Genomic DNA, 20,271 nt, shown 5'->3' with positions numbered 1-20,271 from the left:
ATTATTGTATCAAAGAAAAAACTATGAAAGCAATTTGGAATGGCGAAGTTATTGCCGAAAGTGATGAAACTGTGGTAGTAGAGGGTAACCATTATTTTCCTCCTTCTTCGATCAAACAGGAATATTTCAAAGAGACAGACACCCACACACATTGCCCTTGGAAAGGTCAGGCCAGTTACTACAGCTTAGAGGTGAACGGTGAAGAAAACAAAGATGCTGCCTGGTACTATCCAAATGCGAGCGAACTAGCCAAGAACATAGAAAACTATGTGGCTTTCTGGAACGGTGTTAAGGTAGAAAGCTAAGCTTTTCCATTAGTGGGGAGCTTGACTTTTGGTTTCTTCAAGTCATAAGCAATATAAAAGCTACGCAAAACCAGTGTCAATACAAAAGGCACTAAGGATTGGTGTATCGGCTGAAGTAAAAAGCCCCATACCAAAAGCAACCCGCAGTACCAGTATGCATTTACTTTAAAATAGACCCGGAAAAAGTTTCTCAACCTTTCCCTTCCAATGAAAAAGATCAGTGGAAAATGAAAAGGTATAGCCCAAAGAATATCAAGGTTATTTTTAGACATGTGCTCGGTCCCAAACCATAAATAAACGACCCACCATCCAACGAACCCGGCAAAACCGAATAGGATCATATCAATCCACTTCGTTCGCTTACCTGATTTCAGGTTTCTATGAGTGATCAGACCCACAATGAAAAAAAGAATGACGAAGAATTCGAATGGAGTGATCCAAACAGATAATGAGCTCTCTTCTTTCGGGACAAATGCATCCACTGATTTTTTTACGAGAGGTACCTTCTCACCGTCTCTCAAAATTGTGGCCCCTGAAAAAGCTTTATGAATGTATGGTGGAAGAAACATGTATTCCTCAGCTATTGCTTCCTGATCCACTTCCATTCCCAGTCCCACATCAATTCCAAAGTCCCCCCAATCCTGCTGACCTAAATAATCATCCATTAGCTGCCTAAACGTCTTTCCCTCCTCCTTATAACTTAGATCAAAAGTGATTCTCCCAGGGAAGTTTTCTTGTACCACGTCCCTGATTTTAGTGGCGCAGTTGTCGTACACATAATGATAGAGGTACTCTGCATTTTCTGGCTTAACATTATTCTGAAGAAAATCAAAAAGCTTCTGTGTCTCTTGCGTTGTGAGGTCTAGATACTGAAGCTTGATATAACGCTTAAAATACCGTTGAACCCTGTATGTTCTGCTCCACTCTCGCACCCCCACTTTGTACTTGAGCAGTCCTCTGGCAAAGTTTAAAAAGAAGTTTTCCTGGTTAAAATCATACAATCCATAGTCATAAAACCAATCGATCCCGTTGGCAGGATCCGTGACTCTAAAGCCATTATGACCAAACGCAGACCATGGTTCACCCTGATAGGGGCCAATTGTCACCACAGCAATTTCAGCCTCCTCTGATAGTCTAATCTGAGCTTCACAAAATGTAGAAATTGAAATAAGAAGGGCCAGAAATACGAATCTCATGATTCTAGTGTTTACTTTGTTTTACAATGTTGGTCAATCTACACGATAGCATCTCGCTCGCATCAAAACTAACGCCAAAAAGGATATCCAATGCATGGAAAATCTGGCAGAGCTATCAAAGGGCTGTTAAAAATGGAAAAGCGGAGATTTCAGGTTTTCCTATCAGCATGGCTATTGAACCAACAACAGCCTGCAACCTCAGATGTCCCGAATGTCCCAGTGGATTGCGCTCTTTTACTCGCCCTACTGGAAAGCTTGATATTTCCCTCTTTAAAAAAATAATGCAGGATGTCAGTGATCAGCTAATTTATCTCACTTTCTACTTTCAGGGTGAACCCTACCTCAACCCGAAGTTTTTGGACATGGTAAAAATTGCTGATGGACATAATATTTATACCACTACGTCTACTAATGCCCATTTTCTTGATGATAAAAACGCAAAAAAAACAGTGGAAAGTGGCCTCAATCGACTGATTATTTCCATTGATGGTGCTTCTCAGGAAACATACGAATCCTACCGAAAAGAAGGAGATCTGACTAAAGTGCTGGAGGGAACCAGAAACATTTTAAAATGGCGGAAAAAATTACATTCAAAGAGCCCTAAAGTAGTGTGGCAGCTCCTCGTTGTAAAGCCAAATGAGCATGAAATTCCAACAATCAAGCGATTAGCTATGAAGTATGGAGTGGATAAGGTAGCGTTCAAAACTGCCCAGGTCTACGATTACAAAAATGGAAGTGATCTTATACCAACCATTGATAAATACTCACGATACAAACCCAATGGAAACGGGACTTACTCCATTAAAAATCAGCTGGAAAATAAATGTTGGAAGATGTGGCAGTCCTGCGTTGTTACCTGGGATGGTCAGGTCATTCCATGCTGCTTCGATAAAGATGCATCACATAGTATGGGAAACGTAAGTGAACAGTCTTTTAATGAAATATGGCATTCCAAGCCTTATCAAAATTTCCGCAAAGCGCTTTTGACATCCCGTTCAGAAATAGAAATTTGCAAAAACTGCACAGAGGGGCTGAAGGTTTGGGCCTGATGCACTTATTTCGCATTGCAATTCACACAACTCATGAAATTCGAACGAAATAACCGAACCGACGAAGAATTACTCACCATTCATCAGGCGTTGGTCACCCCACGGTTGATCGAGGAAAAAATGTTGATCCTCCTCCGCCAGGGAAAAATCAGCAAATGGTTTTCCGGCATTGGTCAGGAAGCCATATCAGTAGGTGCAGCTCTAGCCCTCGATAAAGAAGAATATATCCTACCAATGCACAGAAACCTGGGGGTGTTCACCACTCGGGGCGTTCCATTTCAGCGTCTTTTTTCACAGTTTCAGGGCAAAATGAATGGTTTCACTAAGGGAAGAGATCGAAGCTTCCACTTCGGAACCCAGGATTACAATATCGTTGGGATGATCTCCCATCTAGGACCTCAGTTGGGAATCGCAGACGGGATTGCTCTTTCTCACCTGTTGAGAAAAGAAAAAAAAGTGAGCCTTGTGTTTACAGGAGATGGAGGCACCAGTGAAGGTGACTTTCATGAGGCGGTGAATGTGGCATCAGTCTGGAAGCTGCCTGTTGTTTTTGTGATCGAAAACAATGGTTACGGACTTTCCACCCCAAGTCGTGAGCAATTCAACTTTGATTCATTTGTTGTTAAAGGCCCTGCTTATGGCATGGAAGCTTACAGCGTGGAAGGCAATTCCATCCTTGAGGTATTAAATGAATTGGAGCCACTGGTAGCAGACATTCGAAAAAATCCTCGTCCGATCATTTTTGAAGCAAAAACGTTTCGAATGCGGGGGCATGAGGAAGCTTCAGGAACAAAATATGTTCCCAAAGAGCTGATGGAAAAGTGGGCAAAGAAAGATCCTGTTAAGGGTTTTGAAAGTTTCTTGATCAAAGAAGGTGTTTGCACAAATGATGAAATTGGAGCTATCAGAAAGTCCATCCAAAAGGAAATCAATGAAGCTGTGAAGGCAGCTTTCGCAGAGGAGACCATCAAGGCAAATACAGATACGGAGCTGGCGGATGTGTATTTTCCATTTGAACAGAAAGTGACTGCTCCGAAAGGAAAAAAATCGTCTAAACGGTTCGTAGACGCCATTTCTGATGGGCTAAGCCAATCATTGGAAAAACATCCTGAACTGATCGTGATGGGTCAGGACATTGCTGACTATGGTGGAGTATTTAAGATCACCGAAGGTTTCATGGAGCAGTTTGGCAAAGAGCGAATAAGAAATACTCCACTCTGTGAAGCAGCGATTGTTGGAACGGGTCTTGGGCTAAGCATCGCCGGAATGAAGGCTGTGGTAGAAATGCAATTCGCTGATTTCGTAACAGAAGGTTTCAATCAGATTGTCAATAACCTGGCTAAGATCCACTACCGTTGGGGTCAAAATGCCGACGTGGTGGTGAGGATGCCAACAGGAGCTGGCGTGGGGGCTGGTCCTTTCCATTCACAATCCAATGAAGCATGGTTTTTCCATACTCCCGGATTGAAAATTGTCTACCCTTCAAATCCTGTAGATGCCAAAGGCTTGCTGGCAGCAGCTATTGAGGATCCAAATCCTTACTTGTACTTCGAGCATAAAGCACTGTACCGCTCATTAACAGAGGATGTTTCTGATGCTTACTATACCACCGAGGTTGGTAAGGCGGTGGTTTGTCATGAGGGTACTGACTGTACAATCGTTACCTATGGCATGGGCGTTCACTGGGCTATGCAATATGCAAAACAAGCTAAACACTCATTGGAGGTTGTGGATCTTAGAACATTGCTTCCATGGGATAAGGAGACTGTTCGAAAATCTGTTCAAAAAACTGGTCGGGTATTAGTTCTCCATGAAGATTGTCTAACTGGAGGAATCGGTGCTGAAATTGCCGCCTGGATTGGTGAGCATTGGTTTGAGTCATTGGATGCTCCAGTAATGAGAGAAGCTAGTTTGGATACCCCAGTCCCTTTTGCAACAGATCTGGAGAAGAGTTTTTTGCCTAATGAACGACTGGAAGACCGGTTGATAAGCCTGGTAAACTACTAGAGGGGGGAGCCCAATTTTAATTGTTATTGGGTTATGAAAACATTTATCATAATCGGCATTGCTTTGGTTACAATTTCGAGTTGCTCTACTGTTCAGAAGAAGGAGCCTGAAAGTCTAGTACAGGAAATAGCAGCGGCAGAAAAGGCCTTCAATGATTATGCTGCGGAATATGGCGTCAAAGAAGCATTCTTAACCTTTGCCCATGAAAACGCAGTGCTAAATCGCCGAGACTCAATTATCGCCGGGAAAGAAGCGATCGCAAACTACTTCGATAATCAGGCGCTCAAAAATGTATTGTTGCAATGGAAACCTGATTTTATCGATGTTTCATCAAGCGGCGACATGGCCTACACTTATGGCAATTATACTTTTCGTGCAACCGCATCAGATAGCACTGAAATCAACGCCTCTGGCATTTTCCATACCGTCTGGAAAAGAGATGAAAATGGCGATTGGAAGTATGTTTATGATTAAAACTTAACACCAAGATCAATAGAAAAAACCGTGTTTCTAAGCTGAAGATCACCAAATCCGTCTGCAGCACCATTAACCACATTTACCAGTCCTCTCTGGTAGGAAAACCCTCCGAATATGGCAGTATTTATGCCAGCCCTAAACTCGATACCGGCACCTAAAATAACAGGGACATCAATCGGTGTAAATTTTTCAACTGTAGTATAAGATGGATCTTCTTCCTCATTGAAAACCAAAATCTCCAGCGCAGATCCGATCTGAAGAAATCCTTTGAGATCGGGAGCAATTTCATTGGTGAATAGCTTGAGCGTTGCAGGAATTTGTAAATATTGAAGTTTATATTCTTCTTCTATTGTTCCTGTTGCATCACGAAACGCCACACGCTTTGGTAAGTAGATTAACCCCGAGCTCAAAAAATAGGTATCTGATAATGTCTTATCGGCAATCAATCCTACAGAGAACTTCATCTTCGAACCATCATTTTCTACAGTTTGTGCGTCATTCTTAGCGCGATTCGCTGCAATCACAGGGGCCAGTTTCAGACCAAGCTTAATCTGTGCCATAGAACCAAGAGAGGCAAAAATTAGGAGAGAAAATATAAACTTCTTCATGTTCGTTATCCAGTTTTTATTATTTCACTAGGCAAAAATTAGACCTCAGTGAAGGAAACAGGTTTACCCTGTTAAATTTGCCGTCAAAAATAGATAGTATGCGAGTAGTCCACCTAATGATTTGTGTTGTTTTATTAGCGTCTTGTACAAGACAAACGTGTAGAGAGTCGGTTGAACCGGAAAAGGTGATACTCAGAGTTGAAAGGCTTGAGCAAGACCTCTTTGACAGTAAGTCAAGCAAGGAAGTCGAGCGGTTTCTACAAAACAATCCGGATTTTGCCCAACTCTTTCTTCACTCAGACCAGTACCCTGCTGATTCGATTCTGGCGAACCGTATGTTTGGGTTAATAAAAAACCCATCCATTGATACCCTCTACCAGGAGTCAGTCGCAGCATTCGAAAACTTTAATGAAGTAGTTGCCACCATGGAAGAAGGACTGGGAAGGTTGAAAGTTTTTTATCCAAACACACCCTCTCCCGTGGTTCAGACATGCGTGACCGGACTTTACAATGACCTCTTCATTTCCAATGAGCATATTATGATTGGAATGGATTTTTTCGTAGGACCAAATGCCACTTACAAGCCACAACAAATCCCTCATTATATTCTTCAGCGATATACAACTGAGCATCTGGCGGCTAGTATTCTTCAATTCATCTCAAGCCAATACATTGCTAAATCGAAAGGAGATGCTATGCTGGCAGAGATGATTGATTACGGAAAATCTTACTACCTCCTCGCTAAACTTCTACCATGTACACCCGGAAATATTTTGATCGGGTACTCCGAAGAAGAATGGGAAGATATTTACGCAAATGATGCCATCATTTGGGCCAATTTTGTTCAGAATGAGTGGCTGTATGAAACGGATCATACTATGAAACAACGATTTCTGGGCGAACGACCAAACGTTTATGAGATCGGAGATAAGTGTCCGGGTAGAATTGGGAGATGGGTTGGCTGGGAGATCGTAGAAGCTTATGCCGAAAGAACTGGAGCCTCAGTACAGCAAGTGATGTCAGAAACGGATTTTAATAAAATCTTCACCGAATCGAAATACAAACCATCAGGAAGCTAATTTATTCCCCTCCTTGGAGCGGTTCGACGCTTCGAGGCTAGGGGTGGGTTATGCCGTCAAAATGTAAACCTCCGAATCCGTCACCTCAAATTTGTACTCATTGTTCAGGATTTTAAGGAGTTTCGTGATTTGAATATCCTTATCGTAGTACAGCTCGGCAAGCTTTCTGCCATTACGTTGATATCCGGCTAGTAATTCCGGAGACGCTAAAAAGACTTTCAATTTCCTAACAAATTCGGTTTTAGAATATGGATTGTGGTGAAACCCGCATTTATTTTTACGGATTAGATTCTTAATCCACCCATCAAAATTTATGATCGTCAGCTTGCCGGATGCTAAAGAATCAAAAAGTTTATTAGGGCTCCCTGTGCCCAACACTTTTACGTCCTTAAAAGACACATAAACCGCATCGCTTTTAGCAAGCAGGTTCTTTACACAATGCTTACTGGAATGGGGATAAAAAGAGACATTCCTTAATCTTTTGGCCAGCCCTTTCAAGCGACTCAACTCAGATCCATACCCTATGATATTAAAATGCACAGGCAAGCTCTCTTCTACACATTGCTTTGCTGCATCTATTAAGTATTCCAGATGATTCGCTTTTCCTAGCGCACCACAATAGGTTATCTGAAATTGGTTATTCTCACTGAAATCTCCAACACTATAATTAGCCTCAAAAAATGAACTGTCCGCCATATTTGGTATCACATACACTTTAGTATTGGGGCTCACCTTTTCTATATAATTTCTGATCGCAGGAGAGAGTGCAATCACTTTTTCTGCTTCAAAGTAGAATCTTTTTTCAAGAGAATAAAGCCATTTTTTTAACCACCTGTTTTTAATTACCCCCATCTGAACGGGTGCCTCTGGCCACAAGTCTCCCACCTCAAAATAGTAAGGTAGATTTAACTCTTTTTTTAAATAGGTAGCAATAAACCCTGTTGTCAGCGGAGTGGTCATCACATATGCCAGATCATGTTTCGACAGCTTTTTAACTTCTTTTTTGGCAAAACGAACAAACAGATAAAAAGACCATAGTCTTTGAATAAACCCAAAGCTATTATCATAGACCACTGGTAGATAGTGAACTTCAATACCATCTATTTTTTTTACCTCATGAGCAGCATTGTGTGCGGTGATCATAGTCACTTCATGACCTGCATCTACCAATCCTTTGGCCAGATAATAAGACCTTATTGATCCTCCCTCCTCAGGAGTTTTGAAATACTGATGGACGTATAGAATTTTCATCCTTGCCTTAAAGATGCAGCCTTCCTTATTAAAATCAATTCCTCTTTCGAGGAAAACAACTTTAGTATCGGCAACTACTACAAAAACATAGAGATGTTAAATAAAATTTTTCTCAAAGTATTTACAGAAATGTGTGATCTCACATTTTTCACACTGAGGTTTTCGAGCAAGACAGGTATAACGTCCGTGTAAGATCAACCAATGATGCGCTCGGGAAATATATTCCTCAGGAATGTGTTTGACTAGCTGCTTTTCTACTTCCAAAGGGGTTTTGGCTTTTTGGGTTACCAGTCCCAGTCTTTTGGACACTCGAAACACATGTGTATCCACAGCCATAGCCGGTTGATTGTAAAGCACTGACACAATCACATTAGCTGTTTTTCTACCTACCCCCTGAAGTGAGGTTAGCTCTTTAATGGTTGTTGGGATTTCAGAATTGAATTCCTCAACCAGCTTTTTACTCAAGGTGAGCAGGTGCTTGGTCTTGTTATTCGGATAAGACACACTGCGGATGTATGGGAACAATTCATCAAAGTGGCTGGCTGCCATATGCTCGGGAGTTGGAAAGTCTCGAAACAAGGCAGGCGTAACTTTATTGATCCTTGCATCTGTGCACTGGGCGCTAAGCACCACTGCTACAAGTAGCTCAAACGGATTCGAGTATTGCAACTCGGTTTCCGGTTGGGGATAAGATTCTGAAAAATATTTGACGAATGCTTCGTACCGCTCCTTCTTGGTCATCGCCTAAAATTAGAATATAGATGCTGAAACGAGTTCAGCATGACCTCTATTTTTTTAGAGTCACCCTGAACTTGTTTCAGGGTCTACAATCTAGTTTTTGAGCTAACTACTAACCGTAAGGTTTTTCGATGCATAAAGAATTCTGGAAACAACATCACTCGGTGCTTTAAATGTCACAGCATCCAAAGCAGACTTTGCTTCTTCCAATTCATCCAATCTTGATCGGAGTTCCATGTCAGCACACAGCGATTCTTTCATCTCCAATCGCTCGTCCTCATTTAGCTCGTCGTATAGAAATCTTACTAAATCATCTTCTGTAAAGGTTTTTGTCATACGCGTTTTGGGTTTGCTCAAACTTTTTTCTCAAGTTTATCAAAGCATACCTCATCCTTCCTAGCGCCGTATTGATACTTACATCTGTCGCATCAGCGATTTCCTGAAAACTCATCTTCATGTAGTGTCGCATAACCAACACCTCACGCTGTGAGTCCGGTAAATCTTTGATGTAGGCTTTTAGAAGGTTGTAGGTATCTTGTTTGATATGTTCTTCTTCAATGGACGACTCAGAAAAATCGAGCGTATTAAACACGCTGCTGCCATCCTCCATCACGATCATTGGATATCGCTTGGCTTTCCTAAAGTGGTCTATGGACAGGTTATGAGCGATTCTCAGAATCCATGGGAGGAATTTACCTTCCTCATTATACCTGCCGGATTTGATGGTACGAATAGCCTTAATAAAAACCTCCTGCATGAGATCTTCCGCAGTGTACCTATCTTTTACTATTAAATAGATCGTTGTAAAAACCCTGTCTTTATGACGATTGAGGAGTTCCTCAAATGCCTCTTCGTTTCCGCCGATATAGCGGGATAGCAATTCGCTATCGTTCAAACTTGTCTTATTCATGTAATTCACCTGTTTGTTAACGTAGAGGTCTATATCATATTGTAGGGTTTAGGGTTAGAAAATAATTTAAGCGGACAAGAATATAAAATTTCAACAACTCGGAAAAGTCTGCACCTTATTTTTGCGCCACTCGAACCGAATCCTATTGTTAGTGTTTCATAGACAGGCACACCCCTAAAATGGTTGGAAAAATTGACAATTTAGACCCCAAAGAATACATCCTGATTAAAGGAGCACGGGTGAATAACCTGAAAAACCTTGATGTGGCGATTCCACGTGATCAATTAGTAGTGATCACCGGATTATCAGGTTCAGGCAAATCATCTCTTGCTTTTGACACCCTTTTTGCGGAGGGTCAAAGGAAGTATGTAGAAAGCTTAAGCTCTTACGCTCGACAGTTCTTAGGCCGAATGGAGAAGCCTGAGGTCGATTACATTAAAGGAGTCGCTCCTGCAATCGCTATTGAGCAAAAAGTATCTTCCAGAAACCCTCGATCAACTGTTGGGACAACAACAGAGATTTACGATTACCTTAAGTTGCTTTTTGCCAGAATCGGTAAAACCATTTCTCCGGTTTCCGGAAAGGAAGTAAAAAAAGATACCGTCACCGATGTGGTCAACTACATTCTTTCCCATGATGAAGGGTCAAAGCTGATGATTACCACTCCTTTAAAGCAGAAGGAAAAGCGATCTCTTACCAAAGAGCTTGAAATCCTGATGAGCAAGGGATATACCCGTATCATGATTGGTGATGAAGTGGCTTTTATTGAGGATGTCCTGAAAAATAAAGAAAAGCCCAAAGATGCCATTGAAATCTTGATTGATCGTGCAGTGGTTCAAAACGATGAAGCGACTCAGTTTCGATTAGCTGATTCGGTACAAACTGCGTTTTTTGAAGGAGAAGGAGATTGTTTTGTAACGATCGTTGGGAAAGGAAAGAAGAATTTTTCAGATCGATTTGAACTGGATGGAATCAGGTTCGAAGAGCCTTCTGTTAATTTCTTCAGCTTCAATAATCCTTATGGTGCCTGCAGAAAATGCGAGGGGTTTGGAAGGGTATTAGGAATCGATCCGGATTTGGTGATTCCCGATAGAAACTTATCGGTTTACGAAGGAGCTATAGCACCATGGAAAGGGGAAACCATGAAGAAGTGGGCCGAGCCTTTGTTGCGGGATGGCATCCGCTTTGATTTCCCAATCCATCGCCCAATAGCAGAATTGACTCAGGAAGAATACGATCTCTTATGGAAGGGCAATGAGTACTTTGACGGGCTGGATAAATTCTTCTCACATCTGGAATCCAAGCTTCACAAAATCCAATATCGGGTCATGCTCTCACGCTACCGGGGAAAAACCACCTGCCCGGATTGTAGGGGAACCAAGCTAAGAAAGGACGCGAGCTATGTGAAGGTTGATGATCACTCAATCACGGATTTGGTGTTGATGCCCGTAAAAAAATTACGCCCATTTTTCGACTCCATTAAACTGAGCAAGCACGACGAAAAGGTCGCGAAGCGCATTCTTGAAGAGATCAAGAATCGACTTTCGTATCTAGACCAGGTAGGGCTAGGATATTTGACATTGAACAGGCTTACCAACACACTCTCTGGGGGAGAGTTTCAGCGGATCAAATTGGCAACTTCTCTAGGTAGTGCACTTGTTGGCTCCATGTATATTTTAGATGAACCGAGCATTGGTCTTCATCCAAGAGATACCGACCGATTAATCGATGTGCTGAAAACATTACGCGATGTTGGAAACACGGTGATCGTAGTAGAACATGAGGAAAAGGTTATGGAAGCTGCTGATCAGATAATTGACATTGGACCTGATGCAGGTGTGTTTGGAGGAGAGCTGGTTTTTCAAGGTAAGACCTCCGAAATGAATGGGGAGACCAATTCTTACACTTCGAAATATTTGCAGGGAAAAGAAACCATTCCTGTCCCGGAACGAAGAAGACCATGGCGATCTTCCGTTCAAATTGAGGGCGCCAGAGAAAATAATCTCAAGAATATTGATGTTGAAGTACCCCTCGGTGTACTGACAGTTGTTACGGGTGTAAGTGGTTCTGGTAAATCCACTTTAGTCAGAAAAATCTTGCATCCCGCTATTGGGAAACAGCTTGGACAGATCGGGGAGGCTTCTGGGAAATTTACTAACCTGACCGGTAATTATAAAAAAATTACACAAGTTGAATTTGTGGATCAGAATCCGATTGGAAAAAGTTCGCGATCCAACCCGGTCACTTATGTAAAAGCCTATGACGCCATCCGTCAGCTTTTTTCTGATCGACCACTTTCAAAAACGAACAATTTCAAACCAGCACATTTCTCTTTTAATGTTGACGGTGGACGTTGCGAAGTGTGTGAGGGTGAGGGCACGGTAAAAATCGAGATGCAGTTTATGGCGGACCTCCACCTCACCTGTGAAAACTGTGGAGGAAAACGATTCAAAAAAGAAATTCTGGAGGTCAAATACAATGATAAAAACATCGCGGATATACTTGACCTTTCCGTACAGCAGGCGCTTGAGTTCTTTGAGGGAAACAATGCAATTACGAATAAACTTCAGCCGCTTTTTGATGTGGGTCTGGGATACGTCAAACTCGGCCAGGGTTCCAACTCTTTAAGTGGTGGAGAAGCACAGCGTGTTAAGCTTGCCTCCTTCTTGTCAAAAGGAAGCAAGACCAACAATACCGATCACATCTTATTCATTTTTGATGAGCCTACGACCGGTCTCCATTTTCATGACATTAAAAAATTACTAGATGCCATCAATGCTTTGGTCGATGGTGGCAACTCGGTAGTTATCATTGAACACAACACCGAGGTGATTAAGAATGCTGACTGGATTATTGACCTGGGCCCAGAGGGTGGCGAAGAAGGGGGTAATGTTTGCTTTGCCGGGCTGCCTGAAGATTTAGTGAAACTGAAGGACAACTATACCGCCCAGTATTTAAAAGAGAAGCTGTAGGCTACTCAGTGTCAATTAAATACTTCCTCATTCTATGATTGATACTTCCGATATTGGGTGTGTCGTTAGGGTTGCTCTCAATTATTCCTGAAAGGAATCCAATGGCTTTTTCTTCGAAACCTAGAGCATTTGCGACCTTCTCACTGAACTTAATTTCACTTAACAAAACCTTCCCGTCAATTTTCATAAGTTTGACCATGTAAACGAGAATATCCACTCTCTCATCAAAGTTCAGGTCTTTAATCAAGCTTCCGGTTTTACCCGCATTTTGAAGAAGTTCTTTTAGATCTTTCATCGATAACCCCTCAAGTTCCGCTAAGTGCCGAATAAATTCCTTCTCAGAGCTATCAAACTCTCCATCCGCTTGAGCTATCCCTACTAACGCTCTGAACTTTACTACATCTTTCATGAATCACTGCCTTTTACAATTTCAAGATGTTAAGAAACGATTGATTCGTACCTATCAATAATTGACTAATCGATGAAAAAGACTTTTCTATCTATGAGTTAAAAAGATCCATTCTAAATGTGTTAATGACGCTCCATTAGTATCATTGCAATCTAAAAACTTACAGCGGGCATGAGAAAAAAAATTGTAGCAGGAAACTGGAAAATGAATTGCACCTTGCCAGAGGGCAAAAAGCTGGCATCAGAGGTCATCCACATGGTAGAAGATGAATTGAACAATGATGCAGATGTAATCCTGATACCACCTTTTATCCATCTGACCGGAATCCATAGCCTAATAGGGTCAAGTGAAAACATCTTTCTTGGTGCTCAGAATTGTCATCAAAACCAAAGCGGGGCGTTTACTGGCGAAGTGTCCGCGGCTATGCTGGTCTCAGTTGGTGCTACGTATGTTATTCTCGGTCATAGCGAAAGACGTGAATATTTCCATGAAACCGATGAGCTGCTTGCAGAGAAAGTAAGCTTTGCATTGGAAAATAATCTGACACCTATTTTCTGTTGTGGAGAAAAGCTGGAAGTCCGTGAAGCTGGCAAACATGAAGATTTGGTCAGTATGCAGATTGAAAAAGCATTGTTTGGGCTTTCCGAAGATCAAATCAAAAAAGTGGTGATCGCGTATGAGCCTGTATGGGCTATAGGAACCGGAAAAACTGCTTCAGCCGAACAGGCTCAGGAAATGCATGCGTTCATTCGGGAACAAATAGCGAAGAAATATTCTCAGGAAACAGCAGACTCCATTTCCATTCTTTATGGAGGAAGTGTCAAGCCAGAAAATGCAAAAGAAATTTTTTCTCAGCCTGATGTAGATGGTGGTTTGATTGGCGGGGCGAGCTTAAAGTCACGCGACTTTACCAACATAGTAAAAGCATTCGACTAAAGTAAAAACCACGAAGACCTCAAGGATTGCTCAAAGTTCACTATGACTGAAAATCAAATAGCCAAGGTTGTTTTTGATAGTGCTCTTAAAGTACACAGAGCACTTGGGCCTGGGTTATTAGAAAGCTCCTATGAAGAGTGCTTGTACTACGAGCTGCTGCGAAATCAATTGACAGTTGAAAAGCAGAAAGCTCTTCCGTTAATATATGAAGAGATAAAGCTTGAAGTGGGCTACAGGGTAGATTTAATGGTTGAAAATAAATTCATCGTAGAAATTAAATCTGTAGAAGCTCTTAACGATGTACATTTAGCTCAAATCTTGACCTACCTAAAGCTTTCAAACTGTAAACTTGGACTTCTTATCAATTTTAATGTTTCCCTTCTGAAGAACGGGGTGAAAAGAGTTATTAATGGAAAAATCGATACTTAGAAACTTTTGTGTAATCTCCGTGTACTTAGTGGTTAAATAGTTATGGACTTCATCACCATCAAAGTAACGTGTGACTCAGCGCTCACAGATGTGCTCATCGCGGAGCTGTTTGAAGCAGGTTTTGACTCCTTCCAGGAATTTGATGATGGATTTGAGGGGAGCTGTGAACAATCTCAATTTGATGAAAAGAAGGTTGAGGTCTTATTCAAGCAGTTTTCAAAGGTTTCTTACACGGTTAAAGAACAAGAGAAGATCAACTGGAATGAGGAGTGGGAAAAAAACTATAACCCTATAATCGTAGAAAACCGGTGCATCGTTCGTGCATCATTTCACGAGCCAAAGCCTGAGTTTGAATACGAAATCATTGTCACACCTAAAATGTCGTTTGGTACAGGACATCACGCCACTACCTACCAGGTATTAGACTACCAGATGGAGCTGGATCATCAGGAGAAAAAAGTCTTGGATGTTGGGACCGGGACAGGCATTCTTGCGATCATGGCTGCAAAGCGTGGAGCTATTAAAATAGTAGCCACAGACATAGATGACTGGTGTATCGAAAATAGTGAAGAGAATTTTGCGTTGAATAATGTGAAAGGCGTGGAGTTGATCAAGGGTGAAATTGATAAAGTAAAGCAAGCAGATTTCGATATTGTCATCGCCAACATCAATAAAAATGTACTCTTGGATCAAATAGGTGATTATGCCAGAAGACTAAAGTTGGATGGTCAGCTTATTCTCAGCGGTTTTTATGAATCTGATATTTCCGATTTGGAAAGCGAAGCGATGAAAAATGGGCTATACAAAATTCATTCAACCACCAGAGATAAGTGGGCGATGCTCGCCTTAGAAAAACGCTCCGTCTAAAACCAACGTTTATTTACGGTACAGTGGGGACTTATAAATATCTTTAACGCTTGATGCGCTCACTTTTAGTTTCTGTAGTAGCATTTGTGCTAGTAATTATGTCAGCACATGCACAGCGATATTCCGATGACAAAACGGAATTTCGGGTGCAGGCTATTGCCAAACTCAAATCCATCGGAACGGAATCTGCAAATAAAATTGCGTTTGACTTTCAAAATGCCTGGGATGGCAAGTTCACCGATGCTCAGCAAACCAAGGCACACCAGATTGCACTCACGATGCAGCAAAAAGGATATCAGTTTTATCCTTATTTCTATCATTACTTCACCTATCTGGCCTATTCGGTTTCGCAGGAAAACCTGCAAAGAGATCAGCTTGATAAGGTACTGGAAATCAATGAGCAAGTTGTTCGTACATTATCCAAATCGCAATACAAAGAGTTTCTTTTTGGGTTAAACATCTATTTCGCCCGAAAATATTTGAGTCTGGATAAAACCCTTTCCGTACAGGCACTGGACGGAAGCTACGAGTTCAAGCTGCTGGATGAATACGTTGACGTACAGCCTTTTCAGGAGGAAGTTATTGAGAATGATACCGCAGAGCTGATTACAGAAGAAACCATGCCGGTAATTGAGGATGAGCCTGCAGACTCTTGGGGAAATGATTCGTGGGACAACTCCAACGATAGCTGGGGCAATGATGATAGCTGGGGTGATTCTGACGATTCATGGGGGGATGATTCGTGGGGTGACAGTGATGATTCATGGGGAAACGACTCTTGGGGGAATGACGATAGCTGGGGAAACGATTCGTGGGGAAGTGTGGAAGAAGAGCCAGCCTACGAAGAACCAAAGGCAGTAAGGCCAAGCTACGCACCAGCTATTCCAGATTATCTAACACTTAAGCAGTACCAGTATGTTCACCCGGAACCAGAAGGACCTGTTATTGAACTAACAAATACGAGAATCGCGATGGCCACACCTTTTGACTCGCTCCGAATTAAAAGTGTGAATGGTTCATTCTTACTCCAGAATAGAACGCTAACTGCAGAGCAAGGATCTCTGGAATGGCCTGGACAAAACACTAAGTTTCGAGGAGCGGTAGTTCAGCTGAAAGAATTTCACCTCAAAAAAGATCGGCCAGAATTCTGGACTCCAAATGCCACCCTTCAGTTCGATGAACTCACAGGAGGTCAAATTGAAGGTGTTTTTGAATACAACAGTGTCAATCGACCGAAAAGAGCTCTTTCCAAGTATCCGATTTTTACCTCAAACAATGCAAATCATACAGTTAAGCTTACCGATGATAAGCTCAGCTATACAGGTGGTATACAGCTTAGGGGCAATCAACTATTTGGAAAAGCGGTCTCTCGTGAACCCGGCACACTTAAGATCCTTGACGGAAAAGGGAATACGGTAGTACTAAAATCCAGTGAGTTTTTGTTGGGAGATTCACTGGTTTCTATGAATGGTGGTTCGATGACTATTCTTCATGGAAGTGACTCCATTTATCACACGTCTGTCAGAGCGAAGTACGATGTGCTGACCAAAGAATTGATGGTGCTTCGTAACTCTACATTAACCCCATATAAATCTTCCTACTTTGACCTGACAATGAATGTGGACCTAATCACCTGGAAGATGGGGGATGATTCCATTGCTTTGGAGGTGATGAATGGAAAAGACCTTCTCCCGGCTTCATTCGAATCAGAAGACTTCTTCAACATGATTCGCTACCGGAAAATGGGGCGGTTCCTGGACTTTCATCCAATAAACGCCGCTGTTTTCTATTCACGCAAATACAACCTGGAAGAATTTTATGTAGGTGAACTGGCACTGGAATATGGCATCAATGAAAATTTTGCAAAAGCGGCTGGAAAAGTGCTTTCTCAATACGGATTCGCCGATTACAACGCCACCACAGGGAAGCTGAAACTTCATCCGAAAGCTTTTAAGTATTATGATGCATCTGCCGAAAAAATTGATTTTGACAACCTGATGATTCCTTCCAAAATCAAAAATGGATCCAATGCACACATCGTTCTGGATAGTGGCCAGCTTAAGGTAAGAGGCGTGCGTCGATTCTACCTCACTACCGATTTTAAAATATATGCAGAGCCAATAGACAGTACTGTAACACTACTGAAAGGAAGAAATCTTGAGTTTGACGGTTTGGTGAATGCCGGAGACTTCAAGTACAAAGGCTCTGGCCATCAGTTTGATTATGAAGAATTCATCATCAATATGCCACAAATTGATTCGATGAAACTCACCGTACCTCTAAGAGACACCACCAAAGCAGATGCAGGATTTGAACAGGTAGCATTAAAAAATGAACTAACGGAAACCTCCGGTACGCTTCACATCAATAGTAGCGACAACAAATCTGGCGTGAAAGAAAACAGGCGCTACCCGTATTTCAATTCAGACAGTGAAGCCATTGTTTATTTTGATGGAAAAGAAGTACTAAATGGGGCCTATGATAAGTCTGTACGATTCATCATTCCACCGTTTGAGGTGGATAGTATTGAGCGTGAGGATGGTGAAAGCATCAGCTTTGAAGGTACCTTCAATTCAGGGGGTATATTCCCAACATTCCCGGAAACCCTACACATTCAGGAAGATAGATCACTTGGTTTCATACATCAGATTCCTGAAGAAGGTTACAACCTGTATGGAACGGAAGCCAAAACCTACGAAGAAATTCGTTTGAGCAATAAAGGAATGCGAGGCTATGGACAAATTGACTTTCTTACCACCACCATTTATTCCGATGATTTTATTTACTACCCTGACTCAGTGACAACAGACGGGTCGGGTGGGGTGATCTCTCCCGGAAACTATAAAGGAGCAAGCTACCCTGAAGCAGTGCTTGGAGCTTATGATATGTATTGGCTACCACGAAAAGACAGTATGTATCTCCGGACTGTTGGTGAACCGTTTAAGTTTTATAATTCTACCGCTGAGCTTGAAGGCTTTGCAAACATTACTACAAATGGTGTTTATGGCGGGGGTACAATGCTAACGCGGGGGTCAAGAGCAGTTTCTCAGGAACTGAGCTTTAAAGAACTTGAATACGGCGCAAGACATGCGCAATTTGAAGTGTTAACTGATGACCCAAATAAGCCGGCGATGGCTGGTGACGACATTCGGCTTGATTTTGATCTAACGAACAACACTGCAACTATTCGTCCGGAGCGTGTAGGTGTCGCTGCTATTTCTTTTCCTTATGCACAAATGAAAACCTCCATCACTGAAGCAGTCTGGGATTTGGAGGATTCAGTTGTGACAATGACCAAACCAGAAAACATTCCGATAGAGGATTCTTACTTTTTTACCACACGAGAAGATCTGGACTCATTAGCTTTTAATGCAGAAAAAGCTGTTTACGACATCAATACGCAAGAGCTAAATGTTCAGGGTATTCCTTACATCATTGTAGCAGATTCCAAGATTATCCCCGAAGGGAATGAAACAACCATTCTTGCAAATTCCGTTCTTCAGCCCTTTAACAACGCAGAAATTATTATCGATACACTGAACGGATATCATTATCTGGATAGAGCAAATATTCGCGTAATATCAAGGAATAAATTTGAAGGTAATGCCTTCTATCAGCAGATCGTTGGTACTGATACCTTTGATATCCGGTTCGATAGCTTTGAGCTACAAGAAATTCCTGTGGGTGAGCCTGACAGAAGAGGGAATTATGAAAGCCGGTTGATGACAGTATCCGGAGGTGAAGTGCTAGAAAACCAAAACGTAATTATCTCTCCTGGATTTTATTACAAAGGCTCAGTAATCATGTACGCCTCAAAGCCAGCGCTCGAATTGGATGGTCTTATTAAGCTTGACCTGGCAGATCCTGAATACGATTATTGGGTGCAGTTTAAACGGACCGAAGGAGAAAGAGATGTTCGGCTTCTATTCGATAACGCCCTTTTAGAGGGTGGCGAAAAAGCCTATGCTGGTATCCACAGTAGCATACGAGATGAACTATATACTACATTCGTAGAATCTAAAGAAAGCACTTCGGATCCTGATTTCTTCACGGCTAGTGGAACGCTTTCATATGTCGACTCTATCAAAACGTACCGTATAGAAAATCCGGCAAAAACGGATGGATCTTCTTACCAGGGACATTCGATGCTTTATACGGACACGTTAAAATCCTTTGTCTTTGAGGGCATAGCCAACTTCATCAGCCCGCTTAATGATCAAATTACTGTTGATGCCTCTGTTCTGGGAGTGGGAGATGTGGAAAAAAACGAATACACTGCTGACGCAATGTTTGGGATGGAGTTCCCGGTTCCCAATGGAGCGTTTGAAATTATGGCTCAGGACCTTACCGATATCATAGAGAGAATTGGTCCGCCTTTGGCCAACGATATCTCCCTGGAAATGCTTTACAAACTGGCAAACTTTACGAATGATGCCACCGCCAAAGAGTATGAGCAATCCAGCTTAAAAGACTACACAGCACTGGCTTCTGTTTCGCGTGAACTAGAACGCCAGCTGCTAATTTCAGGTGTGAAAATGAAATGGGATGGTAGCCAAAAAGCCTGGCATAACACAACCAAACTAGCCATATCGAACATTTATCAAAATGATCTCAATGCTAAGCTTGATGGATTTTTAGAAATCAAAAAAGATGAGTCTGGGGCAGAAGTAGTGAACTTATTCATTCAGGCTGCACCAGGTATTTGGTACTATATCGGATATACCTTCAACCAGCTCATTTTATACTCTTCTAACTCAGAATTTAATGAGCTTATAAAGTCTAAATCGAATGTTGAGAACTCCAAGCCCGGTGAACTCATCGTTGCTGTAGGGGACACAAATGAGACGCTTGGTTTTATTAATGACTTCAGAAAAAAATACTTCGGGATAGAGGAGCCTTACAACCTGGTGTCTCCAGATGAAATCAATGTGGAAGATGAAAACTTCGACACCATCGAGGAAGATGAAGACGATGGTTTTGGCTTTGATTAAACCTTATCACAGCTATTTCGTGTAGAGCTTCTCATCCTGAGTTAAGT

The 20,271-nt window shown here is 41.9% G+C and carries 17 protein-coding genes; 10 read left to right on the top strand and 7 right to left on the bottom strand.

Going from position 1 to position 20,271, the window contains the following annotated elements; translation table 11 throughout:
- Window positions 1–23: 23 nt before the first annotated feature.
- Window positions 24–305, top strand: a complete 282-nt coding sequence (locus tag ACP14Y_RS09695) for a DUF427 domain-containing protein (RefSeq protein ID WP_424962761.1) — start codon at window positions 24–26, stop codon at window positions 303–305.
- Here the strand turns inward: ACP14Y_RS09695 and ACP14Y_RS09690 are convergent.
- Complete coding sequence (locus tag ACP14Y_RS09690; RefSeq protein WP_424962760.1) at window positions 302–1,501, bottom strand: DUF4105 domain-containing protein; 1,200 nt, start codon at window positions 1,499–1,501, stop codon at window positions 302–304. The genes ACP14Y_RS09695 and ACP14Y_RS09690 overlap by 4 nt on opposite strands.
- Window positions 1,502–1,527: 26 nt before the next feature.
- Here ACP14Y_RS09690 and ACP14Y_RS09685 point away from each other — a divergent pair, with 26 nt between their 5' ends.
- From ACP14Y_RS09685 to ACP14Y_RS09675, 3 genes are read left to right on the top strand one after another with little or no spacing between them, the layout of a single operon-like run.
- Window positions 1,528–2,550: an SPASM domain-containing protein gene (locus ACP14Y_RS09685; protein WP_424962759.1), complete on the top strand. Its 1,023-nt coding sequence runs from the start codon at window positions 1,528–1,530 to the stop codon at window positions 2,548–2,550.
- A gap of 33 nt (window positions 2,551–2,583) precedes the next feature.
- Window positions 2,584–4,557 carry an alpha-ketoacid dehydrogenase subunit alpha/beta gene (locus ACP14Y_RS09680; protein WP_424962758.1) on the top strand — a complete coding sequence of 658 codons (1,974 nt, stop codon included), beginning with the start codon at window positions 2,584–2,586 and terminating at the stop codon, window positions 4,555–4,557.
- Window positions 4,558–4,590: 33 nt separating this feature from the next.
- Window positions 4,591–5,031, top strand: a complete 441-nt coding sequence (locus ACP14Y_RS09675) for a YybH family protein (protein ID WP_424962757.1) — start codon at window positions 4,591–4,593, stop codon at window positions 5,029–5,031.
- On the opposite strand, the gene ACP14Y_RS09670 is transcribed toward ACP14Y_RS09675, so the two are convergent.
- Window positions 5,028–5,642 (bottom strand): porin family protein, encoded by a 615-nt coding sequence (locus tag ACP14Y_RS09670; protein WP_424962756.1) that lies wholly within the window; start codon window positions 5,640–5,642, stop codon window positions 5,028–5,030. The genes ACP14Y_RS09675 and ACP14Y_RS09670 overlap by 4 nt on opposite strands.
- A 185-nt stretch (window positions 5,643–5,827) precedes the next feature.
- Here ACP14Y_RS09670 and ACP14Y_RS09665 point away from each other — a divergent pair, with 185 nt between their 5' ends.
- Complete coding sequence (locus ACP14Y_RS09665; RefSeq protein WP_424962755.1) at window positions 5,828–6,721, top strand: gliding motility lipoprotein GldB; 894 nt, start codon at window positions 5,828–5,830, stop codon at window positions 6,719–6,721.
- A gap of 48 nt (window positions 6,722–6,769) precedes the next feature.
- Here the strand turns inward: ACP14Y_RS09665 and ACP14Y_RS09660 are convergent, their stop codons facing one another.
- The 4 genes from ACP14Y_RS09660 to ACP14Y_RS09645 all read right to left on the bottom strand — a co-directional run bounded on the left by ACP14Y_RS09660 (window position 6,770) and on the right by ACP14Y_RS09645 (window position 9,620).
- Window positions 6,770–7,972 carry a glycosyltransferase family 4 protein gene (locus tag ACP14Y_RS09660; protein WP_424962754.1) on the bottom strand — a complete coding sequence of 401 codons (1,203 nt, stop codon included), beginning with the start codon at window positions 7,970–7,972 and terminating at the stop codon, window positions 6,770–6,772.
- A gap of 96 nt (window positions 7,973–8,068) precedes the next feature.
- Window positions 8,069–8,713 carry an endonuclease III gene (gene nth / locus ACP14Y_RS09655; RefSeq protein WP_424962753.1) on the bottom strand — a complete coding sequence of 215 codons (645 nt, stop codon included), beginning with the start codon at window positions 8,711–8,713 and terminating at the stop codon, window positions 8,069–8,071.
- A gap of 102 nt (window positions 8,714–8,815) precedes the next feature.
- Window positions 8,816–9,046 (bottom strand): anti-sigma factor family protein, encoded by a 231-nt coding sequence (locus ACP14Y_RS09650; RefSeq protein ID WP_424962752.1) that lies wholly within the window; start codon window positions 9,044–9,046, stop codon window positions 8,816–8,818.
- Window positions 9,021–9,620, bottom strand: a complete 600-nt coding sequence (locus ACP14Y_RS09645) for an RNA polymerase sigma factor (RefSeq protein ID WP_424962751.1) — start codon at window positions 9,618–9,620, stop codon at window positions 9,021–9,023. Before ACP14Y_RS09645 ends, ACP14Y_RS09650 begins: the two co-directional genes overlap by 26 nt.
- Window positions 9,621–9,799: 179 nt before the next feature.
- On the opposite strand from ACP14Y_RS09645, the gene uvrA reads away from it, so the two are divergent.
- Complete coding sequence (gene uvrA, locus ACP14Y_RS09640) at window positions 9,800–12,592, top strand: excinuclease ABC subunit UvrA (RefSeq protein WP_424962750.1); 2,793 nt, start codon at window positions 9,800–9,802, stop codon at window positions 12,590–12,592.
- 1 nt (window position 12,593) lies between these two features.
- Here the strand turns inward: uvrA and ACP14Y_RS09635 are convergent, their stop codons facing one another.
- The gene (locus ACP14Y_RS09635) at window positions 12,594–13,001 is read right to left on the bottom strand and encodes a TerB family tellurite resistance protein (RefSeq protein ID WP_424962749.1); all 408 of its coding nucleotides are present in this window, start codon (window positions 12,999–13,001) and stop codon (window positions 12,594–12,596) included.
- A 171-nt stretch (window positions 13,002–13,172) separates the two neighbouring features.
- On the opposite strand from ACP14Y_RS09635, the gene tpiA reads away from it, so the two are divergent.
- From tpiA to ACP14Y_RS09615, 4 genes are read left to right on the top strand one after another with little or no spacing between them, the layout of a single operon-like run.
- Complete coding sequence (tpiA, locus tag ACP14Y_RS09630) at window positions 13,173–13,937, top strand: triose-phosphate isomerase (protein WP_424962748.1); 765 nt, start codon at window positions 13,173–13,175, stop codon at window positions 13,935–13,937.
- Window positions 13,938–13,979: 42 nt separating this feature from the next.
- Window positions 13,980–14,366 (top strand): GxxExxY protein, encoded by a 387-nt coding sequence (locus ACP14Y_RS09625; protein WP_424962747.1) that lies wholly within the window; start codon window positions 13,980–13,982, stop codon window positions 14,364–14,366.
- A 42-nt stretch (window positions 14,367–14,408) separates the two neighbouring features.
- A complete protein-coding gene (gene prmA, locus ACP14Y_RS09620) occupies window positions 14,409–15,233 on the top strand; it encodes a 50S ribosomal protein L11 methyltransferase (RefSeq protein WP_424962746.1) in 825 nt (274 codons plus the stop codon).
- 53 nt (window positions 15,234–15,286) lie between these two features.
- Complete coding sequence (locus tag ACP14Y_RS09615; protein WP_424962745.1) at window positions 15,287–20,224, top strand: hypothetical protein; 4,938 nt, start codon at window positions 15,287–15,289, stop codon at window positions 20,222–20,224.
- Window positions 20,225–20,271: the final 47 nt, after the last annotated feature.

This window comes from Ekhidna sp. (assembly GCF_965247405.1).
Taxonomy (GTDB): Bacteria; Bacteroidota; Bacteroidia; order Cytophagales; family Cyclobacteriaceae; genus Ekhidna.
Note: the sequence above shows the minus strand (reverse complement) of the source record. Positions and strands in the feature narration are given on the sequence as shown.